Here is a 26,216-nt window from a genome sequence, read left to right as displayed (position 1 = left end):
GCGATGGGTAATGAATTGAACCAGGAGCGTCAAGGCGGCTCGTCTTTGGTGGTCGGCCTCGACGCGGGCGGCACGCGGACCCGGGCGGTCCTGGCGACCGCCGCCGACGGACGTCCGCTGGGCGAGGGCGCCGCCGGGCCGGGCAACGCCCTGACCGTCCCGGTGCCGCGGCTCACCGAGCATCTCGCCGAGGCCGTCGCACAGGCCGTGCCCGAGTCCGTCCGGGACCGGGTCGTGGCCGTGGCCGGCGGTTTCGCGGGCGCGACGGACGCCGCCGCCGACGAACCGGGGCGGCGCAACGCCCTGGCCGCCCTCACCGCCGCCCTGCGCCGGCTGGGCATCGACGCCGGCCCGCCCGTCATCGGCAGCGACATCGAGGCGGCCTTCGCCTCCGCCCCCGGCGCCCCGGCCGACGGCCTCGCCCTGGTGGCCGGCACGGGCGCGGTCGCCATGCGCATCAGCGACCGCCGCGGCACCGCCACCGTGGACGGCGACGGCTGGCTCCTCGGCGACGACGGCAGCGGCTTCTGGATCGGCCGCGCCGCGGTCCGGGCCGCGCTGCGGATGGCCGACGGGAGGGGTGCGCCGACCGTGTTGGCGGAGCTGGTGGGGCGGGAACTCGGGGTGCCGGGCGACGCGCTGCCCGGCGGAGCGTCCGGCGGTGCGGTGCGCAGGCTGTCCCCCGACGTGGTCCAGGGCGTCGCGGAGGGCGCCTCGCATGAGGCGCGGCACGAGGCGGTGCCGCCCGCGAGCGGACCGGCCGCCTCGGGCGGAGGCCCTGCCGGCCCGGCACAGACCGGAGCGGCCGGTGCCGGTTCCCCGGCCGACCGGCGCCCCCTTCCGCCCCACGACGACCCGCCCTGGTCCCGCCTCCACCGCGAGGCCTACCGCAGGCACCTGCTCCCGGCCGTCATGGCCGAGCCGCCCGTCCGCCTGGCCCGGCTCGCACCGCTGGTCGTCGAGGCGGCCGGGGACACCGTCGCCCTGGCCATCCTGGACGAAGCGGCCGACCAACTCACCGAGACCGTAAGAGCGTTGGACCCCAGTCCGGGAGAGCGGGTCGTGGCTACCGGAGGCCTGCTCGGCCCCGACGGGCCGCTCACCTCGCGCCTGGAAGCCCGCCTCCGGACCCTCGGCCTGACCCTCGACTGGGTGCCCGACGGCCGCCGGGGCGCCGTGGCCCTGGCCCGGCTCGCTCACCAGGGCCGTACATGACCGCCACCCGGCAGGGCACGCCCGTGTACCGCGACCCCACCGCCCCGGTCGACGACCGCGTCCGAGATCTGCTCGCGCGCATGACCCCGCGTGAGAAGGCCGGCCAGCTCAACCAGCGGATGTACGGGTGGGACGCCTACCGCCGCACCTCCGACGGCGGCTTCGAACTCACCGACGCCCTGTACGCCGAGACCGAGCGCTTCGCCGGACTCGGGGCCCTGTACGGGCTGTTGCGCGCCGACGCCTGGTCGGGTGTCGGCCACACCACCGGGTCCGGCGCCGAGGCCGGTGCCGAACTGGCCCACCTCGTCCAGCGGCACGTCGTCGAGCACAGCCGGCTCGGCATCCCGGCCCTGTTCGTCGAGGAGGTGCCGCACGGGCACATGGCCCTCGACGGCACGGTCCTGCCCGTCAATCTGGCCGTCGGCGCCGGCTGGGACCCCGGGCTCTACGAGCGGGCCGCCGCCCACGCCGCCGCCGAACTGCGCGCCCGCGGCGGCCATGTCGCCCTGGTCTCGGCCCTGGACATCGCCCGGGATCCGCGCTGGGGCCGGACCGAGGAGTGCTTCGGCGAGGACCCGTACCTGGCCGCCCGGCTCACCGAGGCGCTCGTCCGCGGCATGCAGGGGGAGCCTCTCGGTGAGCCGGACGGACCCTTCGCCCCGGACAAGGCCCCCGTCGTCCTCAAGCACTTCGCCGGGCAGGGCGCCACCGTCGGCGGCCGCAACTCCGCCGAGTCCGAACTCGGTCTCCGGGAGCTGCACGAGATCCACCTCCCCGCAGCCCACGCCGGTGTCCGGGCCGGAGCCGCCGCCGTCATGGCCGCGTACAACGAGGTCGACGGGATGCCCTGCTGCGGCAACCGCGCCCTGCTCACCGGACTGCTGCGCCGCCGCTGGGGTTTCGACGGACTCGTCATGGCGGACGGACTGGCCGTGGACCGGCTGGCCCGTGTCACCGGCGACAAGGTGTCGGCCGGGGCTCTCGCGCTCCACGCCGGAGTCGACCTGAGCCTGTGGGACGAGGGCTTCACACATCTGGCGGAGGCGGTCGAGCGGGGGCTGGTGAGCGAGGAGGCCCTGGACACGGCCGTCGCGCGGGTGCTGCGGCTCAAGTTCCGGCTCGGGCTGTTCGAACAGCCCTACAGCGCGGGCCCGTTCCCGGACCCCGCCGTCGGACGTGAGCTGAGCACCGCCCTCGCCCGGGCCGCCGTCACCCTGCTCCACAACGACCAGGGCGTGCTGCCCGTATCGACCGGCTCCCGTATCGCCCTCCTGGGGCCGCACGCCGACACCGTCGCCCACCAACTGGGCGACTACACCGCCCCACAACGCCCCGGCACCGGCACCAGCGTCCTGGCCGCACTCCGGCGCACCGGCGTCGACGTACGCCACGCCAAGGGCTGCGCCCTCACCGGCGACGACCTCTCCGGCATCCCCGAGGCGATCGCCGAGGCCGCCGCGTCCGACCTCGCCGTGCTCGTGCTGGGCGGCAGCAGCGCCCGTACGCCCGGCACGGAGTTCGACGCCAACGGCGCAGCGCGCACCGTCGTGTCCGAGATGACCTGCGGAGAAGGCGTCGACCTGGCCGGGCTCCGGCTCGGCGCGGCCCAGCACGCCCTGCTCGACGCCGTCACGGCGACCGGCACACCCACCGTCGTCGTCCTGATCCAGGGCCGCCCGCACGCCGTCCCCGAGGCCGCCGAGCGGGCCGCCGCGCTGCTCACCGTCTGGTACCCGGGCCCTTGGGGCGGCGAGGCGATCGCGGACGTGCTGCTCGGGCGGGCCGAGCCCGTGGGCCGGCTGCCCGTCTCCGTGCCGCGCTCGGCAGGCCACCTTCCCGTCTATTACAACCACAAGGACACCGAGTACGGCGGCTACGTCGATGACAGCGCCGAGCCGCTCCACTCCTTCGGGCACGGGCTGGCGTACACGAGCTTCGCCTACGGGCCGCCACGGCTGTCGGGGCGGACCGTCGAGGTCGACGTCACCAACACCGGGGTACGGCACGGGCGTACCGTCGCGCAGTTGTATCTGCGCCGGCTCGTCACGCCCGTCTGGCCGCGCGCCCTGGAACTCCGCGGCTTCCAGGCCGTCGACCTGGAGCCCGGGGAGTGCCGTACGGTCGCGTTCGGTCTCGGGTCGGACCGACTCGCCCAAGTAGGCGCCGACCTGGAGACGACGGTCCTGCCCGGCACGGTCGAGATCCGCGTCGCGGAGTCGGCGCACCGGGCCCTGACCGCCGTACCGGTAGAGCTCCGGGTCGATCAGAGCTTCACGGCACCGGACGAGACGCCCTTGTAGAACCACCGCTGGGTGATGACGAACAGCACCAGCACCGGGATCACGGAGATCACCGAGCCGGCCATCACCATCCGCTGGTCGTAGCCGAACGAGGAGCTCTGGAGCCGGGCGAGACCGAGCGTCAGCGTGAACTGCTCCTCCGAGCGCAGCACGATCAGCGGCCACAGGAAGTCGTCCCAGGCGCTGATGAAGGTGTTGATGGTGACGACGAGGATCGCGCCGTAGGCGGAGGGCAGATACAGGTGCCGGAAGCGTTTCCACTCGCCCGCCCCGTCCAGCATCGCCGCGTCCTCGATCTCGCGCGGTACGGCGAGGAACGCGGCCCGCATGATGAGGACGTTGATCGCGGCGACGAAGCCGGGCAGCCACACACCGGCCAGATGGTCGACCAGGCCCATGTCCCGGATACTGAGGAACAGCGACACCATGATCGACTCGAACGGGAACATCATGGACGCCATCAGCACCACCCAGACCAGCTTGCGGCCCTTCCAGCCCGGCTTGGAGAGCATGTAGCCCGCAAGGGTGGAGAAGACGAGCTGGCTCGTGACGGACAGCGCGACGATCACCATGCTGTTCCCGATGTACGTCCACACCGGGACCTGGTCGAAGATCTCGCGGTAGGCCCGCAGGGTCGGGTGGTGGGGGATCAGCGAGGCACCGGCGCCGAAGACGTCCTCGCCCGCGCCCTTGAGGGACGACAGCAGCTGCCACAGCAGCGGGCCGACGGTGATGAAGAGGACGAACACCAGCAGCAGGTAGCGGACGACCAGTTCGCGCGGCCGGCCGTAGTCCCGCCAGCGGGGCATCAGGCGGCGGCGCTTGTCGACGGCGGTCGTCATGCCTCGTCCTCCTTCGTCAGACGCTGGGCGAGCAGCGTGAGGCCCAGGGTCAGGGCGAACAGGGCGACGCTGACGGCGGCGCCGTAGCCGGCGTTGCCGGTGAGCGGGTCGAGACCGACGTCGCGGATGTAGAAGGGCAGGGTGCGGTCGGCGCCGCCGGGGCCGCCGGTGGAGCCGCCCAGCATGTAGATCTCGGTGAAGACCCGCAGCGAGCCGATGCCGGTCAGGGTGCCGACCAGCATCATCGACTGGCGTACGCCGGGCACGGTGACGTGCCAGAAGCGGCGCACGGCGCCCGCGCCGTCCACGGCCGCCGCCTCGTGCAGTTCCTTGGGGACGTTCCCGAGGGCGGCCAGGTAGAAGATCATGTACCAGCCGAGGCCCTTCCACAGTGTCAGGCCCATCGCCGACAGCAGGATCAGCCACGAGTCCGAAAGGAACGGGATGGCCTCCCGGATGATGTGCGCCTTCTGCAGCCAGGTGTTGACCAGCCCCTGGTCGCTCAGCAGCCACTGCCAGCTCAGGCCCACGACCACGCTGGAGGCGAGCACCGGCGTGTAGAAGGCGGAGCGGAAGAAGCCGATGCCCGGCAGGTTCTTCTCCACGAGGATCGCGAGCAGCAGCGGCAGCAGCACCATCAGCGGGACGACGAACAGCGCGTACAGCATGCTGTTGCGGGTGGCCAGCCAGAAGTCCGGATCGCCCAGCATCCGGCGGTAGTTGTCCAGGCCGACGAGGTTGTACGCCCCGCCGAGCGGCTTGGCGTCGGTGAAGGAGACGACGACCGTGTTGAGGAACGGGAACACCCCGAACACGGTCGCGCCGATGATCGCCGGGGTCATCCACAGCCAGGGCAGCCACCAGCGGCGGTGGAGCGCCGCGCCCCCCGCGTCGGCGCTCGGGCCGGGCGTCACGAAGCGGAGGGCGCGGCGCAGGGGCCCCGGCGGCCGGGAGGAGGGGGAAGCGCCGCCGGGGCGTCGGGCGCCCGCACCCGGGGGAGCGGGGACGGGCGCCTGGTGGACGGTCGGTTGCGTCATCCTCAGCTGCCCTGCTCGATCAGCTGGTTCGCCTTGGACTGTGCCTCCTTCAGAGCGTCCTCGGCGCTCTTCTTGCCCTGCATGGCCAGCTGGATCTGGGCCGAGATGGCGTTCAGCTCACCGGGCGTCAGGGCGATCTCGTCGGCCGTGGCGGTCTTGCGGTCACTGGCGACGATCTTGCGGGCCTCGGCGAAGGGGTCGTCGCCCTTGACCGACTGGAAGAACGGGTCGTTCAGCGAGGCCGTGGTGGAGGGGAAGATGACGACGTTCGGGTCCTTGGCCCAGGCGAGCTGGTTCTCGGCGTTCGTCAGGAACTGTGCGAAGGCCAGCGCGGTGGAGGCGTTCTTGCTCGTGGACGCGACGCCGACGTACTGCGGGGCGCCGACGGTGTGGCCGAGGGCGTCGAGCATGAAGGGGGCGACGCCGGTCTTCTTGTAGACGCTCGGGTTGTTCTGCTGGATGAACCGCAGGAAGTTGGGGTTGGTGGGGCCGTAGACGAGCTTGCCCTGGCCGTAGACGTTCGCCGGGTCCTGCGTGGAGGACAGGGAGTCCCGGGGCATGCCACCGGCCTTGTAGAGCTTGGCCATGGCCTCGACCCACTGCGCCGTCTTCGGGTCGTCGGCGAAGGTGAACTTCTTGCCGTCGGCCGAGAGGACCTCGATGCCCATCTGCTGCCAGTCGGCCGGGATGCGCAGCTGCGGGTTGGCGAGGAACGCGTAGTACTTGCCGCCGGAGGCCTTGGCCACCTTCTCGGCGTCGTCGAACAGGCCGAGCACGGTCGTCGGAGGTTTGGCCGGGTCCAGGCCCGCCTTCTTCATCAGGTCGGTGTTGAAGGTCTGCACGATGCCGCCGGAGTACCAGGGCAGCACGCTGTGCACCTTCGTGCCGTCCGCGTCGGCGTACATGCTGGACTTCCACAGCGCGGGGGCGAACGGCTTGCCCGCGTCCGGCGCCTTGTTGTCCAGGTTGAGCAGATAGCCGTTCTTCGTCAGCGCCACCGCCGTGTTGACGTTGATGTTCACCACGTCCGGGAGCGTGCAGCCCTGTGCGTCGGCGACCAGGCGCTGGGTGAAGGTGGCGTCGCCCGGGTCGTCGATCCAGTTGACCTTGGTGCCGGGGTGGGCCTGCTCGAAGGCGTCGATGACGCCGTTGAAGTACTTCCCGAAGTCCTTCTTCAGGTTGGTGGTCTGGAAGGTGACCTTTCCCTTGACCTCGCCGGAGAGCTTGCCGGAACCGACGTTGCCCTGGTCGACCTTGCAGCCGCCGGCCGTGGCGTCACCGCCGTCGGAGCCGCCGCCGGACAGGCCGCAGCCGGCGGCCGTCAGGGTCAGGACGACCAGACAGGTCAGGGAACCGGTGAGTCTTCTTGCGTGCATTGCTGCCCTCCTGGGACCAGTCGTCGCTGGATCAAATCACCAAGTTGGACTTCGATTGATGAAAATGTGGACCAGAATTCATCGGAGGTCAATGGTTTGCCGTGTTGCTGTTCGGTTGCGTACGGCGATCAGTGCCGGTGTTCGTGGTCCGGGTGCGAGGGGTCGCCGGGGTGCTCGTGGCCTTCGGCGTACTCGATGTCGGTCCGGGCCTTGTCGAGCCAGTTGAAGAAGGCGCGTCGGGCGGCGGCTCGGCGTAGGTCGCGTTCGATGCCGTGGCGTACGTGCCCGTACGGCTGGATGTCCGAGGTCGCTGGTTCGTCGTAGGGGTCGACGCCGCGGCGTAGGGCATCGGGGGTGAGGAAGCGGTCCTGGTTGCGGTCGTAGTAGTCCCGTACGGCCGCCTCGGGGATGTCCTGCTCGTGTTCCAGGTCGGCCAGGAGGGCTCGGGCGGCGGGGGAGTGGGACAGGGCTGCGGCGATGATGCTGCCGAGGTCGGCGATGTCGGTTTCGGGGACGGTGAGCAGCTGCATCGGCAGGACGTCGTCCGGTGGGGCGAGGCTTCGTCGCGCACAGGCCCGGCGGGCGAGTTCGTCTGTGATGACCACCTGGGTTGCCCAGCGTCGTCGTTGGCGGTCCGCACGTGCGGCGCCGTGGTGGCTGGTCGCGCGGTTCCCCGCGCCCCTGGAGGGCGATGTCGAGCCGGCGTTCAAGAAAGCTGCCACGCTTTCCCTCGGGATCGGGGTGCCGTCGACGGATGCTGCGTAGTCCTCCCTCATGGCGTCACCACCAGCTCCACGGCCTTCGTGTACGCCACGCAGCCGTGCCAGGCGATCTTCGCCATCAGCCAGTACGACCCGGGCGGCACCGCGTCGCCGTCCACCTCGATCACGGACTCGACCCGCTCCCCACCGGGCACCGTGAAGCCCTGGCAGCCCGGGGCGACCCCCGGCCACGTGCCCCAGGAGGAGACGGCCCAGATCGTGCCGTTGACGGGGCCGTGGGTGGGGTTCCGCAGGGTCACGGGGACCCGGGCCCGTTCTCCCCGGCGGACGGTCACGCGCTCGACTCCCAGATCCGTCAGCAGAGTCGGGCCGGTGTGCCCGTCCGGTACGTCCAGGGCCACCACGTCCTCGTACATCTGGCCGCCGTACGACAGCCGGGCCGCGAGCCAGTGCCGGCCGGGGGTCGCCTCCGGGGGCGGTGTCACCGTGATGTCGGTGAGGGTGAAGCCGCCGGGGCCGAGGGCGTAGGGGAGTTCGGCGGGGTCGGTGGTCCAGCCGGGTGGGGTCTCGAAGGTCACCGTGCCCGACACGGGGGCGTCGGTGAGTTCCGAGGAGACCCGGACCGTCGCGGTGACCGGGCCGTCGGCGGTGAGGGTGGTGGGGGAGAGGTAGACCGCGACGGGCATGTTGCCGCGCGGGGCGGGGCCGGAGTTGTGGAGCCAGTAGCGGGTGGCGATCGGCTGGGCGGGCTCGTGGGCGTCGGTGCCCGGCCCGGGTGCGAGGTCCGGCGCGTGGGCCGGTGTGGCCAGGATCGTGGCGACCTCGAAGCCGGACAGCCCGACCCCCAAGGCGCCGTCCCCGTCCGGGGCGAGTGGCTCCCCGGACGTCTCCAGGACGTCGGCGCGGGTGCCCGCCGACCAGGCCGCCGGGCCGGACACCCGTGCCCGCGCCGGGCGTCCGTCGGCCTCGTGCACGCGGACGACGACGCCCTTCCCCGGATCCACGGGCGCCGCGCTGCCCCGGGCCAGCGGGGAGCCGGCCGGCTTCAACGCGTCGAGCAGCACCTCGCCGTCGGATTCCAGGCGCAGCAGGGCGACCTCTCTGGGGAGGGCGCCCGAGGACCGCCGCAGCCGTGCCGTCAGCGGGCGGTTGTACGCGTGCCCGGCCCGGGGCAGGCGCAGTTCGCGCCAGTCGCCCGGGCCCGCGACGACGGCGTACTCGAAGGTGTGCGACCAGCGCTGGAGCTGGAACCCCGACCCGTCGGGGGCGGTCCGGCGCGGCGGGTCCACCCAGATGCCGGACGGCCAGCCGGTGCAGGAGCGCATCAGGGACATGTAGAGGTCGCCGGAGGAGGTGACCACACAGCCGGGCGTGCCACGGTTGAGGACCGCGAAGCCGCGCCCGTCCCAGGCGTCACCGGGTGGGAGTGCCTCGCCGCCACCGGCGGCCGTGGCCGTCACCGTGAAGTCGTCCAGGTCGGCGACGATCGCGTCGACCGCCTTGGCGTCGTCCTCGGGGCGGGCGCCCGCCACCACCAGTAGCGGCAGGCGTTCCAGGTCGCGCAGGTCGGCGCCGGGGATCCACTCCTCGCGCAGCGAGGCGCGCGGCGCGACCCAGACGGCGGCCACGCCCCGCTCGGCGAGCTGCCGCCCGAGTTCCCGTCCGGCCGCCGGGTCCCAGCCGAGGGCCTCGGCGACCACGCTGTTGCGGTCGGGGCCGCCGACGGCGATCCGGATGTCGGGGAGGTTGGAGTCGACCTCCAGGTCGCCGTAGCGGGGGCCGCCCGCGATGGTCGACGTCGCCGTGACCCCGGCCCGGACCAGGGCCGCCGCGAGCGGGGCCCCGAGGTCGCCCGCCGTGTCCCAGTCGGCGTAGACGAGTTCGGCGACGCCGATCGAGCGGTGCCCGAGGAGTGCGCCGGATTCGTCGTGCACCGCGACCCGTGCGGTGGAACCGAGGCCGAACCAGGTGTTCGCCGGGTTGTCCAGCGTCCACGGGAACCGCTCGCTGTCGACCTCCACGAACCCGAACCCGCGCCCGATCACCGCGTCGGCCACCTCGTGCACCGGCAGCCCGCCCCGCACGTCCGACGGCCAGCGCACGCGGATCAGCCGGTCGGCGCCGTCGTACCCGTCGACGGTCGTGGTGACGTCGAGCCGGTCGACGCCCTGCCACAGTGTCAGGCGCTGGGTGCAGCGGAAGAGGCCGAGGTCGGCGGTGACGGTGATCCGGGAACCTGCGGCGGAGTGCTCGGCGCGGACCTCGGCGGTCACGTCCCGGCTGCGGGCGGCGGTCGTGCCGGTCGGGGTGAGGTGCCAGGGGCCCTCGCCGAAGCGCGGATGCCTCGGGTACTCCTCCTGGACGACGATCTCGTTGCCGATGTCCCCGGGCCGCAGCAGCTCCCGGCCGCCCTCGGTCAGGGCGCGCAGACTGCTGACGCCACCGCCGCGTGCCGGGTCGACCGTCACCTCGTAGAACTCGTTGCGGATGGTGAGGCCCTCGGCGGGTTCCCATCCGGGGACCGTCCCCTCGGCGAGCGGGAACGCCTTCAGACCCATGCCGGGTACCTCCGGGACGACGACATGCAGGCGGCCGTCCTCGCGGACCGCCGGGAGTCCCCGGGGGACGAGCCCCGGGTCGTCGACCGTCAGCACGTCCCGCCGCGCCCAGGTCGCGGAGTTGAACACGACCAGGTCGGGGCCGTCGCCGGGGGCGACCTGGTCGGCCAGGGCCTGGGTCGCGTCGGCGTGCACGCTCCCGGCCAGGTCGTGCAGCTCCCGCCAGCCGGTCATCAGGTCGATGTACACCTGGTCCGACTCCGAGCCGGTGATGGCGTCGTGGTGGGCGCCGTAGACGAGCTGCCGCCAGGCCTTGTCCAGGGCCGCGTCCGGATAGGGGTGCCCGGTGACGAGCGAGGCGAGCGTCGCCCAGGCCTCGGCGTCGGCGAGGAGGGACTCGCCGTGGCGCTGGGCCTGCTTCGTGTCGATGTAGGAGACGTCCTTGCCGGTGTAGATCGGGTTCATGTCACGCGTCTGCGGGGAGGCCTTGCGGCCCTCCGCCTCCAGTTCCGCGCGGACGGCGGCGAAGAAGTCCCGGGGGATCGCGCTGATGAACCGCGGCCACACGTACCGGGCGTTCCAGTCGCGGTGGATGTCCATGACCCAGCGGCACGGCGGCGCGTAGTCCCCGCCCACCGGCAGCAGCACGTTGCGGGTCAGGGCGACCTTCTTGAGCCGCTGGAACAGCTTGTAAGCGGCGGCGTTCGCCTCCGGCAGGGTGGGCGCGTTGTCGATCGCCCAGCCGGCGCCGTAGTGGTTGACCATGTACGCGGTGAGCAGGCCGCGCCCCGACGGGGCGATCCAGTCGAACTCGGCCGGGAACTGCATCCGGCCCGGGTCCCTCGGCTCCTCGCCGAACACCGACAGCGTGGGCCCCCACTGGTGGAAGGGCCCGCGCGCCCACGAACTGGAGGTGACCCCCGCGTCCGCCATCAGCCCCGGGAACTGCGGGTCGTGCCCGAAGGCGTCCAGCTGCCAGGCCGTCTCGGGCGAGGCGCCGATGATCCCGCGCTGGAAGCCGTCGCCGTACAGGGCGTTGCGCACGGTCGCCTCGGCGCCGGTGAGGTTGGTGTTGGGCTCGTTGTAGGTGCCGCCCATGATCTCCACGCGGCCGGTGCGGATCAGCTGCCGCAGGAAGGCGCGCTCCTCCGGGAAGGAGTCCCAGTAGGGCTTGAGGTAGTCGACCTCGGCTAGCACGAAGGTGTACGCCGGGTCGCGGCGGGCCAGGTCGCAGTGGGCCCGGACCAGACTCATGCCGGACTGGCCGCGCGAGTCGAAGGTACGGGCGGGCAGTCCGCTCGTCGCCGGGTCGTCGGCGACGTCCCAGGTCTCGGTGTAGGCGCCCTGGGTGTTCCACCAGACGGGGTCGTAGTGGAAGTGGCTGACCATGAACATGGTCCAGCCGGGTTCGGCCGCCGTGAACTCGCCGGTGCGGGTGGTGACTTCGTCCCCGTCCGTGGCGGTGACGGTGATCTCGCGGCGGTCGCTGGGGACCAGGTCCTCGCCGGTCACGGGTATCTCGGCCCGTACGGTGCCGTCCTCGCCGACGGTGGTCTCCGTGGTGCCGGTGAGGCCCGGGCCCCCGACGGTGAGCCGGACGGTCCGGCCCGGGGCGTGGCTCAGCTCGACGGCCACCACTTGGCGCGGCTGCTCGGTGGTCCCGGTGAAGAGCTCGGTCGACTCGACAGAGGTGACACGCATGGGGCTCCTACGAGTGCTCTGGGGGGAGCCCCATCCTGCACGGCAGGAATGATTCAAACAACCATCTTCACGTCAACTTGGTGGTTCATCCATGCACCCTCGGCCATGCTCACTTGGTCCGGCGGGACTTCACCGCGTGCTGCGGGGTGATGTGGTCGGTCAGTGCCAGTGAGGCGCTCGCGCGCTGGTAGGTGAGCTGGGCGACCCGGACGTAGAGGCAGTCCACGAGCATCAGCACGGAGTGCCGGCTGCTGATGCTCTCGGCCCGGAAGCTGGTCTCCGAGGAGGACGGGATGAGCCGGATGTCGGCGGACCTGGACAGCGGCGAGCGCGGGTCGGTGGTCAGGGCGATGGTGGTGGCGCCGCGCTCCTTGGCCATCTCGAACGGTTCGAGGGTCTCGCGGGTCGTACCGGAGTGGGAGATGCCGATGGCCACGTCCGCCGGGGTGAGCAGGGCCGCCGAGGTGGCGGCCGCGTGCACTTCGGTCCAGGCGCGGACCGAGCAGCCGATGCGGAACAGCCGGGTCTCCGTCTCCTGGGTCACCGCGCCGCTGCCGCCGACGCCGTAGACATCGATGCGCCGCGCACGGGCCAGGGCCTGGGCCGCGCGTTCGAGCGCGTCGAGGTCGATCCGGTCGATGGTCTGCTGGATGGCTCGCAGGTCCGCCGTGCCGACGACCTGCACGACCCGCTCCAGGCTGTCGTCCGGCGAGATGTCCGGGCCGATCTCGGCGGTGCCCCAGTCGGAGACCTCGCCCCGCCCGCGCTCCTGGGCCAGTTCGATCAGCAGGTGCTGGTAGGAGTCCAGCCCGATGGCCCGGCAGAAACGGGTCACGGTCGCCTGGGAGGTGCCGGTGCGGCGGCCCAGCTCGGCGGCCGAGCAGTGGGTGACGGCGGCCGGATCCTCCAGGATCAGCTCGCCGACCTTCCGCAGGGAGCCCGCCAGCCGGGGCAGCTCGGTGCGGATCAGTGTGGTGACGTCCGTGGGAGGCATGGGGAGAAGGTACCAGCCACCCTTCGAGGCATGACTTGAATACCAGGACCCGATTGAACGCCGACGAGCCGTGTGATTTATTGAAGGACGATTTATTGATTCATCGATGGAGAAGTATAGGGTGGTTCAATCCATCAGTGGGGAGTGTGTCGCGTGTCCGTCGAGTCTGTGAGCGCCCAGGGGTTCGCGCGGGAGAGCCTCGCCGTCCTCCAGCAGGTCATCGAGTCCGCCCGCGACGAGGTGGCGGCCGCCGCCGGCCTGGTCGCCGAGTGCGTCCGCGCGGACGGTGTCGTCCACGCCTTCGGCACGGGCCACTCGCAGGCCCTCGTCCTCGAACTCGCCGGCCGCGCCGGCGGACTGGTCCCCACCAACCGGCTGAGCATCGCCGACCTCGTCCTCTACGGCGGTGAGGACCCGGCCGTGCTCGACGACCCGCTCCTCGAACGGCAGGCCGGAGTGGCGCGGCGGATCTACGACCTCGCCGCCCCGAACCCCCAGGACCTGTTCGTCGTCATCTCCAACTCCGGCGTCAACAACGTCATCGTGGAGATGGCCCTGCACGCCAAGGAACACGGCCACCGCGTCCTGGCCCTCACCTCCCTCACCCACACCCGGGCCGTCCCCGCCGCCCATCCCAGCGGGCGGAAGCTGGCCGACATCGCCGACGTCGTCCTCGACAACGCGGCCCCGCGCGGCGACTCCCTGCTCGAACTCCCCGGCGGCGGCTCGGTCTGCGCCCTGTCCACGCTCACCGGCGTGATGCTGGTCCAGATGACCGTCGCCGAGGCCGCCGGACGCCTCATCGCCGCCGGCGAACGCCCTCCGGTCTACGTCTCGGCCAACGTGCCCGGCGGTTTCGAGGGCAACCTGGAGCTGGAGAAGAAGTACGCGGGCCGGATCCGCCGCACCGCGAGCTGAACCGGACCGCACGAAACGGCCGGAGTCCCTCACCGGGACCCCGGCCGTTCCCGTCTCACTTCACCGGCACGGGCGTCAGCGCGACGGCCAGCGGATACGCGCCGGTCGTCAGCGGCGCCCCGACGGCACCCGACTCCGTGTCGACGGGGACCAGGGCGCCCGCGTCTGCGGTGGTGACGTACGCCGTGCCGCCGTTCCAGTCCAGGGCGACGTCGAAGGCGGACCTGCCGACCGTCACCGCCTTGCCGGGGGCGCCGGTGACCGTGTCGACGGGCGTGACGGTGTCGCCGGTGCTGGGGCTGACCCACAGGGTCCGGCCGTCCGGTGACAGGGCGAGGCCGTAGGCCTGGCCGGAGACCAGGAGGGTCGGCCCGGTGTCGTTCGTGGCCGTGTCGATCGGAGTGACCGTCGAGCCACCGGAGTTGGACACGTACACCGTCTTCCCGTCCGGCGCGGCCACGACGTTGAACGGGCTCGGACCGACGGGGACGGCGGCAGCGGCCTTCCGGGTGGTCAGGTCGACCGGGGTGACCGTGTTGTCCTTGATGTTGGGCACGTAGAGCGTCCGGCCGTCAGGCGTGATCGCCAGGTTCTCGGGCCCGTTGCCGACCTGGACGGGCGCTCCCGGGGTGAGGGAGGCCGTGTCGACGGGCTGGACGGTGCCGTCCGTGTAGTTGGCGACCCAGAGGGTGCGGCCGTCCGGGGTGAGCGCGAGCCCGGCGGGGACCTTGCCGACGGGGACCGTGGCGGTGACCTCGTCCTGCGCCACGTCGATCACGCTGACCGTGTCCGAGCCCTGGTTGGCCGCGTAGGCGGTGCGTCCGTCCGCGCTCGTCACCACTTCACCGGGGTTGGCGCCCACGGCGATGTTCGTGGTCTTCCTCGAGGACAGGTCGACGGAACTGACCGACGCTCCGCTGAAGTCGGCCGTCAGGGCCCGCGAGGAACCTGTGCCGTCGGTGACCTGGACCGGGAGCGCCCGGTCGAGGACGCCGTCGCCCGAGACTCCGACGGACCGCACTCCGGCACTCGCGTTCTCCCCGGCCGTGACGGTGACCGTCGCGGACGCGCTGCCCCCGGCCGGGACGGTCGAGGTGCCCTCGGCGGGCGTGACGGTGACGCCGTCGGGGACGGTCAGCTTCCACGCCACTGTCCGGGCGGCGGTGGCGGCCGTGTCGGAGAAGGAGAGCGTGATCTTCGCGGACCCGCCCGGCTTCAGACTGACGGAACCGGGCGCGAAGGCCGCGTCCACACCCGGGTCGGGCGCGTTCTCGATCATCGCCGTGTACAGGAACCGGTCCATCACGCCCGGCGACACCTGCTGGGGGATCGCGTCGAGTTCCTTGCGCTGGGACCTGAGCCGGTTCCAGTACGTGGTGACCGCGTCGGAGTCACCGCGCTTGCCGGCCAGCAGCAGCTCCACGGCCGTTTGCCCCGCGCTGCCGTAGCGGCCCAGCTTGTCCAGCCAGGCCGAGGTCTCCTGGAGGAACCCGGGGTTGGCGAGGCGGGACCGGAGTTCACGGGGTGTGGCGGCCATGTCGCCGAAGTACGACCGGAGCGCGGCCGCGGCACGGTCGAGGCCCGAGTCCTCCTCGTACGCCTTACGGAACGAGGCGATGAGGGCGCTCAGCGTCGGGGACTCGGTCGGGTCCAGCTGGGACGAGTAGTTGTTCTCGGCGAAGATCCGCAGCCACTTGGCGGCATCAGGCCCGGCCAGGTCGCGGACGGAGGCGAGGAACGCGGCCCGCGGGTCGTAGGCGTCCGGGTTCCACAGATAGGCCGCGGAGGTGAACAGGGCGAGCCGGCTCGCCTCGCCCTGGACCATCGGGTTGGCGGTCACCCCGGTCGCCGCCTTCGCCACGCCGGGCTCGCGGCCGGTGTAGGGGCCGAGCAGGAGACGGCTGGTGACGTAGTCGTTCACCGGGTAGTTGTCCCAGACCAGGATCGGATGGCCGTAGACCTCACGGGCCTTCGCGACCTGGTCGGCGGTGATGGTGGGGGCGATCACGCCGACGCCGGTCCACTCCACGACCACCGACGGGTCCAGCTTCTCCCGCAGCGCCTTCTTGTAGGGGGAGTCGGCGAGGTCGGAGTACTCGGTGGGGACCATCTCCAGGGGGTGCAGGCCGGAGTGGCCGGCCGAGAAGTCCTTCCAGACCTCGTTGAGCAGACGCGCCTGCGCCGCCCCCGCCGCACCGCCGCCCGTGCCGAACTCCTTCTCGTCGGCGGCGCAGTTCCACTTCGTGTAGCTGATGTCGTCCAGCGGGATCGCGAAGGAGCGCACGCCGATGGCGTACAGCGAGTCGAACTTGCGGGTGAGGGCCTTGATGTCGGCGGCCGAGGAGTAGCAGACCGACAGTCCGGGGGAGAGGGCGTAGGTGAAGCGGACGTGGTTGGCGTCGGCCCGGTCGACCAGCTCACGGAGCTGCGCCAGCTCGGCGGCCGGGTACTCGTCACGCCACTGGGCGCGCAGGTAGGGGTCGTCCTTGGGGGAGTAGACGTAGACGTTCTGCTTGGTGCGGCCGTAGAAGTCGAGCTGGTCCAGCCGCTCGGCGTGCGACCAGGGGGTGCCGTAGAAGCCCTCGATCACCCCGCGCAGCGAAGCCGTGGGCCAGTCCCGGACGGTCACCACGGGCACGGTCCTCGTGACCAGTTGGCGCAGGGTCTGGGCGGCGTAGAAGGTGCCGGTGCGGTCGGTGCCGGACAGCGCGAGGAGGGTGCGGCCGTCCTCGCGGCCGGAGGCGAGGACGTAGCCGCCGGAGGGCAGTCCGGCGGGGGAGGGGGCCTTGAGGCGCTTCAGGGCCGAGGCCGTCGCGGTGTTCTCCTTCGGGCCGCCGAGGAAGACGGTGAACCCGGCCTTCGCGGGCGGCTTGTCGGCCGTCACGATCCGCTTGGCTCCGGCGTCGCGCAGGACGGTCTCGACGACCCGGCGGGCCGACGGGTCGGTCCCGCGCCCGACGACCGCCACGACCCGCTCGGGAACCGTGAGCCGGCCCGGCCCCGCGTGCATGCTCTTCGGCCGTGGCCACACCTGGGGCAGGGCGTTCTTCGGGGGCTCGTCCGGTGCGGCGGCCGAAGGCGGCACCTGCGCGAGCGTGAGGCCCAGTGCCAGCAGCAGCGCGGCGGCGGGCAGTCTGAGACGAGTGGCTGGGAACACGGATTCTCCTTCCGGGTGCCGCGGGCGCGAGGCCCGTGACCCCGTGGCCAGAGAGGGAGGGGTGAATGGAGCCACCGAGTGATGCTAGAGATGCTGAATAGATCAATCAATGGGGCGTCGTGGATCGGTTCCGTCCGGGTCATTGACGCCGTCTGCCGGGACTCCCACACTGGCGTGACTACGTAGTCATGCCAGCCCTTACCGGCAGCGGGATGTGGCTGACTACGTAGTCCACGCCGGTGCCACCACCCCTGGGAGACCTCATGACGACGACCGGAGCAGAAGGCGGCCGTCGCCGTCGTGGTCCCGGCATGACCGAGGTCGCGCGGGCCGCCGGGGTGTCGCAGAAGACCGTCTCGCGGGTCGTCAACGGCGAGCCGCACGTCAGCCCGGAGGTACGCGACCGCGTCCTGAGGGTCATCCGCGAACTGGACTACCGTCCCAACACCGCGGCCCGGGCCCTGCTCCTCGGCCGCTACCGGCGGATCGGCGTGGTCTCGCTGGGCAGTTCGCTCTACGGCCCGTCGACCCTGCTCATCGCCCTGGAACGCGCGATGCAGCGCGCCGGGTACTCCGTCGCCCTGGCCAGCACCCTGGAAGGGCAGAAGGTCTCCGTCGCCGTGGACGCGCTGCTGGAGCAGGGAGTCGACGGGATCGTGCTGTCCGAGCCCATCGACGACGGCGTGCCGCTCAGGCTCAGCTCCGATGTGCCGGTGGTCAGCGTCGGTGAGGGCGTGGAACTCGCCCAGGGCACCTGTGCCGTGGTCGGCGGCGACGGCATCTCGGCCGCCCGGATGGCCACCGAGCATCTGCTGTCCCTGGGGCACCGCACCGTCTGGCACCTGCCCGGCCCGCAGGACTGGTGGGCCGCCCGTGACCGTCTGCGCGGCTGGCGCGAGGCCCTCGCCGCCGCCGGCGCGCCCGAACCGCCCCTGCCGTCACCCGGCGACTGGAGCCCGGCCTCCGGGTACGCCGCCGGACGGCAGCTCGCCCGGCTCTCCGATGTCACGGCCGTGTTCGCCGCCAACGACGACATGGCCATCGGCGCCCTGCGCGCGTTCGCCGACGCGGGCCGCGCCGTCCCCGGTGACGTGAGCGTCGTCGGCTATGACGACATCCCCGCCGCCGCCTATCTCTCCCCGCCGTTGACCACCGTCCGGCAGAACTTCGCCGCCGTCGCCGACCGCGCCGTCGACGTACTGATCGCCCTCATCGAGGGCCGAGCCGCACCGGCCGAACCCGCCGACCAGGCGGTCGAGTTGACCGTACGGGCCTCCACCGGCCCGATACGCGATCCGGGCCCCGCGCATCCCCGCCCGTAGCCGCACCACGTGAGGAGTCACGTGTGTACACCCCACCGCCCCCTGCCCCTCCGACCCGCCGCGCCCTGCTGCGCGGAGCCCTCGGCCTCGGTACGGCCGCCGCACTCTCCGCCTGCGGAACGGACGATACGACGCCCCGCACCTCCGGCGACGTCACCCTCTCCCTGTGGACCCATGACCCGGGCTACGAGGCGTTCTTCGTGAAGGGCGTCCCGCAGGCCGACCGCGCCACCGACTTCCGCTATCACCTGAAGGTCACCCGCTCCGGGCCCTCGGACATCGTCACCAAGCTGCTCGCCCAGGCCGTCGCGGGACGCGGCACACCCGACCTGGTGGGCTTCGAGATCGGCAGCTTCCCGCGCATGTTGCGCGGCGACATCGCCGAACGGCTGCTGCACGACTTCACGCCCGACATCGAGGCCGTGCCCGGCCTCAAGGACGACCTGCTGCCCGCCCGCACCGCCCCCTTCAGCCGGGACGGCCAGGTCTACGCCTTCGACTCGGACACCCCGATGGTCGTGTACTTCTACCGCGAGGACCTCTTCGACGAGTACGGGCTCCTTCAAGGCGACCAGACCTGGGAAGAGTTCGCCGAGGCCGGTGCCCGGGTGTACCGGGACCACAACGCGTCGATGTGCGTCGTCTCCACGGTGGGCAGTGACCCGGGCCAGGTCGTGCAGTCCTTCCAGATGCTGCTCTACCAGCGCGGCGGCGCGTTCTTCGACGCCGACGGGAAGCTGCGGCTGGACTCGCCGGAGGCCGAGGAGGTGCTGCGGTTCCTCTGCGAGGGGCTGCGCAGCGGGTTCGTCATCGACGTGGCCGACTACTACGGGGCCGCCATGCAGACCGCGCTGAAGAGCGGCCGGGTCATCGGTCTGCCCATGGCGATCTGGTACAAGAACTACGGCCTGTTGCCCAACGTGCCCGAGCAGAAGGGCAAGTGGCGCGTGCGTGCCCTGCCCCGGTTCGCCGGGGGTGGCGGCGTGACCGCCGCGCTCGGCGGGACGGGCTTCGGTGTCATCAAGGACAAGGCCAACACCCGGGCGGCCACGGAGTTCCTCTTCAGGACGTGGCTCACTCACGAGGGCCAGGTGCGGCGGTTCACCGAGACCGGCTATCTGCCCACGCGGCGGTCCGTGTACGAGGATCCGCGCCTCGGTGCGTACAAAGACGAATTCTGCGGCGGCCAGCGGCTGTTCGGCCTCTACCGTTCGCTGCTCCCGGACGTGCCCCCGTTCCACCAGAGCCCGGACCAGTCGATCCTCTACGACGTCCTCGCGGGCAACCTCTTGCGCGCCTACCGCGGCACCCTGACCCCACGGCAGGCCCTGAAGCAGACCGCGGCGGATTTTCGTGACCAGGCCGGACGTTAGGAGGACGACGACATGACCACCACCGTCACCGGACCGTCCGGCATCACGCGCCAGCACAGCGGCCCGGACCGCGCGGCGCACCGCCCTCGCGGATCCTGGGCGCCCTACCTCTTCATCTCCCCCTTCTATCTCCTCTACGTCCTGTTCATGCTGGTCCCGGTCGGGGTCTCGCTGTGGCTGAGTCTCACCGAGTGGGTGGGGCTGGGCACCCCGCACTGGGTGGGGCTGCGCAACTACCGGCTGCTCGCCACCGACATCAGCTTCCACCGGGCCCTCGGCAACACCGCCGTCTTCGTGCTGGTCTCGGTCTGTGTCATCGTCCCGCTCGCGCTGCTGATCGCCCAGGCGCTCAACACCCGGGGTCTGCGGGCGCGTGACCTGTGGCGGACCGCCTACTTCGTGCCGATCGTCGTCTCCCCGATCCTCGTCGCCCTGGTCTTCGGCCTGATCTTCGACCGGCAGTTCGGGCTCGCCAACGCGGTGCTGCGGGCCCTGTTCGGCACCGGCGGCGTCGACTGGCTCGGCGACCCGACCGTCGCCAAGGTGAGCATCGCCCTGGTCATGCTGTGGCGCTGGACCGGCTACCTCACCGTCTTCTTCCTCGCCGGGCTCCAGAACGTGCCCAGGGAGCTGTACGAGGCCGCCGCGATCGACGGAGCAGGCCGGCTGCGTACGTTCACCACCGTCACCCTGCCGTCGCTGAAGCCGGTGACGGCGTTCGTCGTCGTCACGTCCTTCATCTGCGCGGCCCAGATCTTCGAGGAGCCGTATCTGCTGACCGGCGGCGGACCGGCCGAGTCGACCCTCTCGGTGACCATGTTCATCTACCGGGCCGCCTTCCAGCGCCAGCAGTTCGGCTACGCGGCGGCCGCAGCCGTCGTCCTCTTCGTCCTCGTCTTCGGCCTCAGCCGGCTCGTCAACCGTCTCCTCGGCATCGGGAGGGCCACCTCATGACACGCGCCCGCCTGCCCCTCTACGGCGTCCTGGTCCTGCTGTTCCTGGGCTTCCTCGCCCCGCTGCTGTGGGCGCTGAGCGGCTCGTTCAAGCCGCGCGGCGAGATCTTCGGCTACCCGCCGAAGCTCGTCCCCGACCCCTTCACCCTGGACAACTACCGCACCCTGCTCACCGACCAGCCCTTCGGCCGCTGGTTCCTGATGAGCACGGTGGTCGCCGTCGTCGCCACCACCGTGTCCGTCTTCGTCTGCGCGCTCGCCGGCTACGGCTTCGCCAAGTTCCGCTTCGCCGGGAAGCGGCTGCTGTTCAACGTCATGTTCAGCTCGCTGTCGATCCCGTTCGCGGTGGTTCTCGTGCCGCTGTTCGTGATCCTCGTGAAGACCGGGCTCGGCAGCCCGTGGTTCGCGCTGATCGTGCCGTGGGTGGCGCCCGCGTTCGGGATCTTCATGATGCAGCAGTACATCGTGCAGTCCGTCCCGGACTCGGTGCTTGAGGCCGCCCGGATCGACGGGGCGAGCGAGTTCGGCATCTTCCGCACCATCGTGCTGCCGCTGCTGCGGCCCTCGCTGGGCGCCCTGGGCGTCTGGCAGTTCCTGCAGAGCTACAACAGCTTCCTGTGGCCGCTGGTGCTGGTCTCCGACAGCTCCCAGTACACCCTGCCGCTGGGCCTGCAGACCCTGTTCGTGTCGGAGCAGCGGCAGTACGACCTCGTGCTCGCCGGAGCCGTCCTCGCCGTCCTGCCCGCCGTCGCCCTCTTCGTGCTGCTGCGCAAACAGCTCCTCGAAGGCCTGTCCACGGGCGCGGTCAAAGGCTGACCTCCCGCCAACTCACCTGAAGGAGAAGCATGTTCGAGCTGCCCCGACGCGTCCTGTTCGGTGCCGCCTACTACCACGAGTACCAGCCGTACGAGCGCCTCAAGGACGACCTCGACCTGATGGCCGAGGCCCGCTTCACGGTGATCCGCGTCGGCGAGTCGGTGTGGTCCACCTGGGAGCCCGAGAACGGCCGCTTCGACCTCGACTGGCTCCAGCCGGTGCTGGACGGCGCGCACGAGCGGGGCATCTCGGTGATCCTCGGGACGCCGACGTACGCGGTGCCGCCGTGGCTGGCCCGGCAGTACCCGGAGATCGCGGGCGAGTCCCGCACGGGCGAGCGCCTCGGCTGGGGCGCCCGCCAGGAGGTCGACTTCACCCACCCCGCGTTCCGCTTCCACGCCGAGCGGATCATCCGCAAGGTCGTCGGCCGGTACGCCGACCACCCGGCGGTCATCGGCTTCCAGGTCGACAACGAACCGGGCCTGCACCTCTTCCACAACCACGGTGTCTTCCAGCGTTTCACCGACGAACTGCGTGAGCGGTACGGCGACGTGGAGACCCTCAACCGCGAATGGGGCCTGGTCTACTGGTCGCACCGGCTGTCCACCTGGGCCGACCTGTGGACCCCGGACGGCAACGCCCAGCCGCAGTACGACCTGGCCTGGCGGCGCTTCCAGGCCCGGCTCACCACCGAGTTCATCGCCTGGCAGGCCGAGATCGTGCGTGAGTACGCCCGCCCCGGCCAGTTCGTCACGACCTGCATCTCCTACGACCGCCAGGGCGTCGAGGACGACCGTCTCACCGAGCGTCTCGACGTCACCGCGGGCAACCCGTACTACACGATGCAGGACGCCCTCGCCCTGCCCGACGTCAACGGTGACGGGCAGCACTGGACGACCAACGGCACCTGGGCGCTCTACCGCAGCGCCGACCGTATGTACTCCTCCCGCCAGGAGCCCTACCTGGTCACCGAGACCAACGCGCAGGCCATCAGCGGGCCGTGGGACAACCGCCCCGCCTACGATGGCCAGTGGCGCCAGGCTGCCTGGGCGCTGATCTCCCGGGGCGCCTCGATGATCGAGTACTGGCACTGGCACACCCTGCACTTCGGCACCGAGACCTACTGGGGCGGCATCCTCCCGCACCACGGCAGGCCCGGCCGCGTCTATCGCGAACTGGCCGCACTGGGTGGTGAGTTGGAGAAGGCGGGGGACCTGGTCGCCTCCCTCACCCCGGACGCCGACGTCGCCTTCCTGTACGACGGGCCAAGCAAGTGGGCGCTCAAGGGCCAGCCGCCGCTCGCCGACGCCGAAGGAAACCCGGACGGGAGGTCGTACGAGAAGATCTTCGACGCCTTCTACCGCGGTGCCTTCGACGCGGGACTCCAGGCACGCGTCCTGCATCCCGGGCAGCTTCCGGACGCCGACCTGCCGCCCCTGCTGGTCGTCCCCGGCTACTACGCCGCCGACGACACCGTCCTCGACCGGCTCCGTGCCTACGCCGAGGCCGGTGGTCATCTCGTCCTCGGCCCCCGCACCGGCTACGGCGACACCGAGGCCAGGGCCCGCACCGACCTCCAGCCGGGCCGCCTTGCCGAGGCCGCCGGGGTCACGTACGACGAGTTCAGCAACCTGCGGGACCCGCTGCCCGTCACCGGCACCGACTCCCTCCCCCTCCCGGCCGACGCGCACGCCCTGCACTGGGCTGACGGACTGCGGCCGCAGGGCGCCGAGACGCTGGCGGCGTACACGCATCCGCACTTCGGCCGCTGGCCCGCGGTCACCACCCACCGCCACGGCACCGGCCGCATCACCTACGTCGGCACCGTGCCCGACCCGGTCTTCGCCCGGGCCCTGTTCGACCGGTACGCCCCGGACAGCGCCTGGCGCCCCGCCCACCCGAGCGTCACGGCCACCTCGGCGACCGCCCGGGACGGCCGCCGCGTGCGCTTCCTGCACAACTGGTCGTGGGACGAGGTGTCCGTGCCGGTGCCCGCGGCCGTGCGGGACGTGCTGTCGGAGACCGTCTACGGCGACACGGTGCCGCTCGGGCCCTGGGATGTGAAGGTGCTTCAGGACGACGCGCTGTAGCAACCGTCCTTCCCGGCCGGGGAGTTCCGGCCGCCCGTTCGCTGGGCATCGTGTCAGGGGCGTGGGCCGCGCCGCCCCGGAGGGGGAGCGGGCGGGCCGTGTCGGCCGGCGAAGGGATGGGAAAGCCATGACGTCACCGCTGCCCCCGGGAGAGACGCTGCCACAGCCGCTGCTGAACCCGCCCGCGTCGATCGCGGTGTTCCTGGTCGCCACGATCGAACCCGGCGGGGAGGCCGCCGTAAGGGAGGCGCTGGGCTCCCTCGCGGGCCTGGTGCGCTCCGTCGGCTTCCCCAGTCCCGACGGTGGTCTCGGCTGTGTCGCCGGGGTCGGATCCCGGGCCTGGGGACGGCTGTTCGGCGGACCGCGGCCCGCCGAACTGCACCCGTTCCGCGAACTGGCCGGGCCCCGGCACCACGCCCCGGCCACTCCCGGCGACCTGTTCTTGCACATCAAGGCCGCCCGCACCGACCTGTGCTTCGCCCTGGCCGCCGAACTGGTGCGGCGGCTGCGCGGCGCGGTCACCGTACGGGACGAGACGCAGGCCTTCGCCTACTTCGACTCGCGCAATCTCCTCGGCTTCGTCGACGGAACCGAGAACCCCGTCGGCCCGCCCGCGGCCGACGCGGCGCTGGTCGGCGAGGAGGATCCCGCCTTCCGCGGCGGCAGTTACGCGATGGTGCAGAAGTACCTGCACGACGTGGACGCGTGGGAGGCCCTCGCCGTGGAGGCGCAGGAGAAGGTGATAGGCCGCACCAAGCTCACCAACCTCGAACTGGACGCGCCGGGCTCCCACAAGGACGTCAACACCGTCCTCGGCCCGGACGGCTCGGAGCAGAAGATACTGCGCTCGGCGATGCCGTTCGGCAGGCCGGGGCACGGTGAGTTCGGCACATACTTCGTGGCCTACGCGCGCACGCCCGGGATACCCGAGACGATGCTGCGCAAGATGTTCCTCGGCGGGCCGGGCGCGGGGCCCGACCCGCTGCTGGACTACTCACGGGCCGTCACCGGCAGCCTGTTCTTCGTGCCGCCGGCGGACTTCCTGGAGGACTTGCCCGAGGGCTGACAGGCCCGTCAGCAGGGCTCGTTCAGACGCGTTCCAGCGGCCGGTGCGGTTCGGCGGGGAGCCGCACCTCGATGGAGTCGCCGGGGCGCACCACGCCGCCCTCGCGTACGACGCTCATGATCCCGGCCTTGCGCACGATCCGGCCTGCCTCGTCACGGCCTACGACCTGCTTCAGCAGCCCGTCCTGGAAGGCGTCGATCTGGAGGCAGGGGTTGCGCAGGCCCGTCACCTCCACCACCGCGGCCTCACCGATGTGCAGCAGGGTGCCGGCCGGCAGGCCGAGCAGGTCGATGCCGCGTGTGGTGATGTTCTCCCCGAGTGCGCCGGGTGCCACCTCGAACCCCGCGTCGCCGACCTCGGCGAAGAGCTCCTCGTGGATGAGGTGCACCTGGCGCAGATTCGGCTGGGTGGGGTCCTGGGCGACCCGCGAACGGTGCTTGACCGTCACCCCCGCGTGGATGTCGCCCTCCACCCCCAGTCCCGCGAGCAGGGTGATGCTGTCCCGGTTCGGCTTGGTGAACGAGTACTCGCCGTTGCTGCTGACCGCCGTCACCGTCGCGCTCATGCCTTCGGCCCCCTTCCGTTCGGCAGTGATCCCTCAGGAGCCTAACCCGCCGCCTGTGAGGCTGTCCGTTCCCCGGCGGACGGGAACCCCGGCGACCGCAGGACCCGGCGCCCGGCGTCCACCGCGAACACCTCGCAGTTCTCCCGGGCCGCCGCCCACTCGACGCCCTCGGCGCCCAGCGCGAAGGCCGCCGTCGCGACGGTGTCCGCCTCGGTGAGGGTGGGGGCGACGACCGTGAGGCTGAGCAGCCCCCTCGCCGGGCGCCCGGTACGTCCGTCGACGATGTGGTCGCCGCGCTCGTAGCGGGCGGACGTCGCGACGGCCCGGTCCGTGAGGTCCAGGACCGTGCACAGCTGGTCGGCGTGCTCGGGATGCCGTACGCCCACGCGCCAGGGGCCGCCGGCGGCGACCACGTCACCGCCCGCGTTGAGGCAGAAGCGCCGCGCCCCGGCCGCCGCCAGCAGCTCCGCCCCCTTCTGCACCGACCAGCCCTTCACCACGGCGCAGGGATCGAGGCCGCGCCCCGGCAGGCGTACGTCGAACGCGCCCCCGGTCGCGACCCGGTACTCCTCGCACAGGTCCAGGACCTCCCGGAGCGCCGCGCTGGGCACGGACACCTCCCCGCGGTCCAGCCGCGACACCTCGCTGTCCGGCCGGAACGGGCTGAACCGCGCGTCGACCTCGTGCAGCCAGGCGAAGAGGCCGTCCACCGCCGCCTCGGGGAAGCCCTTGTCGTCGATGCGGACCGACACCGGGAACCCCATCACGTGCTCGACGCGCCGCATTCCGTCAGCCCTTCGCGTCGATGGCGGCCTGGAGCGACTCCTTGTAGCCGTCGCTGGTGACCGTGGCGCCGGACACCGTGTCGATGTCGGCGCTCTGCGCCTGGAGCGTCTCTTCGATCAGCTGGGGCACGGCGGCCGTGGTCTGCGGGTGGTTCGGCTGCTGCAGCATCCGCACCGAGGCGATCTTGTCGCCGTCGAAGGTGACCTCGACCTGCACCGGTCCCTTCTCGGTGTCGATCGTGGACCCCGAGACGACCGTGGAGGTGGTTCCGCCCGACGACGAGGCCGAGGGCGTGGACGCCGGCGCCGCAGCCTCCGTGACGGTCGACGACGACCCGGTGTCGTGCGAGGGCGCGTAGCGCCAGACCGGGATCAGGCCCGCGACGCTCAGGACGAGGACGGGTATGGCTCGCTTCACGACAG

Annotated in this window: 19 protein-coding genes; 9 read left to right on the top strand and 10 right to left on the bottom strand. The window is 71.8% G+C overall.

Annotated features, from left to right (window positions below; translation table 11 throughout):
* Positions 1-3: 3 nt before the first annotated feature.
* Both ACZ58V_RS29190 and ACZ58V_RS29185 read left to right on the top strand, forming a co-directional pair.
* Positions 4-1,215 (top strand): N-acetylglucosamine kinase, encoded by a 1,212-nt coding sequence (locus tag ACZ58V_RS29190; RefSeq protein ID WP_471293567.1) that lies wholly within the window; start codon positions 4-6, stop codon positions 1,213-1,215.
* Positions 1,212-3,518, top strand: coding sequence for a glycoside hydrolase family 3 N-terminal domain-containing protein (locus ACZ58V_RS29185; RefSeq protein WP_471293564.1), 2,307 nt, complete (start codon positions 1,212-1,214; stop codon positions 3,516-3,518). Before ACZ58V_RS29190 ends, ACZ58V_RS29185 begins: the two co-directional genes overlap by 4 nt.
* Here ACZ58V_RS29185 and ACZ58V_RS29180 read toward each other — a convergent pair.
* The 6 genes from ACZ58V_RS29180 to ACZ58V_RS29155 all read right to left on the bottom strand — a co-directional run bounded on the left by ACZ58V_RS29180 (position 3,482) and on the right by ACZ58V_RS29155 (position 12,748).
* Positions 3,482-4,360: a carbohydrate ABC transporter permease gene (locus ACZ58V_RS29180; RefSeq protein ID WP_468192013.1), complete on the bottom strand. Its 879-nt coding sequence runs from the start codon at positions 4,358-4,360 to the stop codon at positions 3,482-3,484. The genes ACZ58V_RS29185 and ACZ58V_RS29180 overlap by 37 nt on opposite strands.
* Positions 4,357-5,397 (bottom strand): carbohydrate ABC transporter permease, encoded by a 1,041-nt coding sequence (locus ACZ58V_RS29175; RefSeq protein ID WP_471293561.1) that lies wholly within the window; start codon positions 5,395-5,397, stop codon positions 4,357-4,359. The genes ACZ58V_RS29180 and ACZ58V_RS29175 overlap by 4 nt, the downstream gene beginning before the upstream one ends.
* A 2-nt stretch (positions 5,398-5,399) precedes the next feature.
* Positions 5,400-6,773, bottom strand: a complete 1,374-nt coding sequence (locus ACZ58V_RS29170; RefSeq protein WP_471293559.1) for an extracellular solute-binding protein — start codon at positions 6,771-6,773, stop codon at positions 5,400-5,402.
* Between the two features lie 128 nt (positions 6,774-6,901).
* Positions 6,902-7,549, bottom strand: a complete 648-nt coding sequence (locus tag ACZ58V_RS29165) for a peptidyl-prolyl cis-trans isomerase (protein WP_471293557.1) — start codon at positions 7,547-7,549, stop codon at positions 6,902-6,904.
* Positions 7,546-11,754, bottom strand: coding sequence for a glycoside hydrolase family 38 N-terminal domain-containing protein (locus ACZ58V_RS29160; RefSeq protein ID WP_471293554.1), 4,209 nt, complete (start codon positions 11,752-11,754; stop codon positions 7,546-7,548). Before ACZ58V_RS29160 ends, ACZ58V_RS29165 begins: the two co-directional genes overlap by 4 nt.
* Positions 11,755-11,863: 109 nt before the next feature.
* Positions 11,864-12,748, bottom strand: a complete 885-nt coding sequence (locus tag ACZ58V_RS29155) for a MurR/RpiR family transcriptional regulator (protein WP_189721595.1) — start codon at positions 12,746-12,748, stop codon at positions 11,864-11,866.
* A 153-nt stretch (positions 12,749-12,901) separates the two neighbouring features.
* Between ACZ58V_RS29155 and ACZ58V_RS29150 the strand changes: the two genes are divergently transcribed.
* The gene (locus tag ACZ58V_RS29150; RefSeq protein ID WP_468192004.1) at positions 12,902-13,666 is read left to right on the top strand and encodes a sugar isomerase domain-containing protein; all 765 of its coding nucleotides are present in this window, start codon (positions 12,902-12,904) and stop codon (positions 13,664-13,666) included.
* A 55-nt stretch (positions 13,667-13,721) separates the two neighbouring features.
* On the opposite strand, the gene ACZ58V_RS29145 is transcribed toward ACZ58V_RS29150, so the two are convergent.
* Complete coding sequence (locus ACZ58V_RS29145; RefSeq protein ID WP_471293551.1) at positions 13,722-16,823, bottom strand: beta-N-acetylglucosaminidase domain-containing protein; 3,102 nt, start codon at positions 16,821-16,823, stop codon at positions 13,722-13,724.
* 263 nt (positions 16,824-17,086) lie between these two features.
* Here ACZ58V_RS29145 and ACZ58V_RS29140 point away from each other — a divergent pair, with 263 nt between their 5' ends.
* The 6 genes from ACZ58V_RS29140 (at position 17,087) to ACZ58V_RS29115 (ending at position 24,443) form a co-directional block, all read left to right on the top strand.
* A complete protein-coding gene (locus tag ACZ58V_RS29140) occupies positions 17,087-18,145 on the top strand; it encodes a LacI family DNA-binding transcriptional regulator (protein WP_468191998.1) in 1,059 nt (352 codons plus the stop codon).
* Positions 18,146-18,168: 23 nt separating this feature from the next.
* Positions 18,169-19,518, top strand: coding sequence for an ABC transporter substrate-binding protein (locus ACZ58V_RS29135; RefSeq protein WP_471293548.1), 1,350 nt, complete (start codon positions 18,169-18,171; stop codon positions 19,516-19,518).
* A 12-nt stretch (positions 19,519-19,530) separates the two neighbouring features.
* Complete coding sequence (locus ACZ58V_RS29130; protein ID WP_468191994.1) at positions 19,531-20,472, top strand: carbohydrate ABC transporter permease; 942 nt, start codon at positions 19,531-19,533, stop codon at positions 20,470-20,472.
* On the top strand, positions 20,469-21,287 hold the full coding sequence (locus tag ACZ58V_RS29125; RefSeq protein WP_468191991.1) for a carbohydrate ABC transporter permease: 819 nt from the start codon (positions 20,469-20,471) through the stop codon (positions 21,285-21,287). The genes ACZ58V_RS29130 and ACZ58V_RS29125 overlap by 4 nt, the downstream gene beginning before the upstream one ends.
* 29 nt (positions 21,288-21,316) lie before the next feature.
* Positions 21,317-23,377, top strand: coding sequence for a beta-galactosidase (locus tag ACZ58V_RS29120; protein WP_471293544.1), 2,061 nt, complete (start codon positions 21,317-21,319; stop codon positions 23,375-23,377).
* Positions 23,378-23,504: 127 nt separating this feature from the next.
* Entirely contained in the window at positions 23,505-24,443 is a 939-nt protein-coding gene (locus ACZ58V_RS29115; protein ID WP_471293541.1) for a Dyp-type peroxidase, read from the top strand.
* 22 nt (positions 24,444-24,465) lie between these two features.
* Here ACZ58V_RS29115 and ACZ58V_RS29110 read toward each other — a convergent pair whose 3' ends face one another.
* Genes ACZ58V_RS29110 through ACZ58V_RS29100 form a run of 3 tightly spaced genes read right to left on the bottom strand, consistent with a single transcriptional unit; the run spans position 24,466 to position 26,211 of the window.
* A complete protein-coding gene (locus ACZ58V_RS29110) occupies positions 24,466-25,008 on the bottom strand; it encodes an MOSC domain-containing protein (RefSeq protein WP_468191984.1) in 543 nt (180 codons plus the stop codon).
* A 41-nt stretch (positions 25,009-25,049) separates the two neighbouring features.
* Complete coding sequence (locus ACZ58V_RS29105; protein ID WP_468191981.1) at positions 25,050-25,793, bottom strand: FAD:protein FMN transferase; 744 nt, start codon at positions 25,791-25,793, stop codon at positions 25,050-25,052.
* Between the two features lie 4 nt (positions 25,794-25,797).
* Positions 25,798-26,211, bottom strand: coding sequence for an FMN-binding protein (locus ACZ58V_RS29100; RefSeq protein ID WP_405507884.1), 414 nt, complete (start codon positions 26,209-26,211; stop codon positions 25,798-25,800).
* Between the last annotated feature and the right edge of the window lie 5 nt (positions 26,212-26,216).

The organism is Streptomyces sp. NPDC040589, assembly GCF_055594445.1.
This window is presented reverse-complemented; position numbering and strand designations above follow the sequence as displayed.

Excerpts from the sequence above, each read along its gene's own strand:
- ACZ58V_RS29190 (WP_471293567.1), top strand. The coding sequence starts at position 4 with ATGGGTAATGAATTGAACCAGGAGCGTCAAGGCGGCTCGTCTTTGGTG.
- ACZ58V_RS29185 (WP_471293564.1), top strand. The coding sequence starts at position 1,212 with ATGACCGCCACCCGGCAGGGCACGCCCGTGTACCGCGACCCCACCGCC.
- ACZ58V_RS29180 (WP_468192013.1), bottom strand. The coding sequence starts at position 4,360 with ATGACGACCGCCGTCGACAAGCGCCGCCGCCTGATGCCCCGCTGGCGG.
- ACZ58V_RS29175 (WP_471293561.1), bottom strand. The coding sequence starts at position 5,397 with ATGACGCAACCGACCGTCCACCAGGCGCCCGTCCCCGCTCCCCCGGGT.
- ACZ58V_RS29170 (WP_471293559.1), bottom strand. The coding sequence starts at position 6,773 with ATGCACGCAAGAAGACTCACCGGTTCCCTGACCTGTCTGGTCGTCCTG.
- ACZ58V_RS29165 (WP_471293557.1), bottom strand. The coding sequence starts at position 7,549 with ATGAGGGAGGACTACGCAGCATCCGTCGACGGCACCCCGATCCCGAGG.
- ACZ58V_RS29160 (WP_471293554.1), bottom strand. The coding sequence starts at position 11,754 with ATGCGTGTCACCTCTGTCGAGTCGACCGAGCTCTTCACCGGGACCACC.
- ACZ58V_RS29155 (WP_189721595.1), bottom strand. The coding sequence starts at position 12,748 with ATGCCTCCCACGGACGTCACCACACTGATCCGCACCGAGCTGCCCCGG.
- ACZ58V_RS29140 (WP_468191998.1), top strand. The coding sequence starts at position 17,087 with ATGACGACGACCGGAGCAGAAGGCGGCCGTCGCCGTCGTGGTCCCGGC.
- ACZ58V_RS29130 (WP_468191994.1), top strand. The coding sequence starts at position 19,531 with ATGACCACCACCGTCACCGGACCGTCCGGCATCACGCGCCAGCACAGC.
- ACZ58V_RS29125 (WP_468191991.1), top strand. The coding sequence starts at position 20,469 with ATGACACGCGCCCGCCTGCCCCTCTACGGCGTCCTGGTCCTGCTGTTC.
- ACZ58V_RS29120 (WP_471293544.1), top strand. The coding sequence starts at position 21,317 with ATGTTCGAGCTGCCCCGACGCGTCCTGTTCGGTGCCGCCTACTACCAC.
- ACZ58V_RS29115 (WP_471293541.1), top strand. The coding sequence starts at position 23,505 with ATGACGTCACCGCTGCCCCCGGGAGAGACGCTGCCACAGCCGCTGCTG.
- ACZ58V_RS29110 (WP_468191984.1), bottom strand. The coding sequence starts at position 25,008 with ATGAGCGCGACGGTGACGGCGGTCAGCAGCAACGGCGAGTACTCGTTC.
- ACZ58V_RS29105 (WP_468191981.1), bottom strand. The coding sequence starts at position 25,793 with ATGCGGCGCGTCGAGCACGTGATGGGGTTCCCGGTGTCGGTCCGCATC.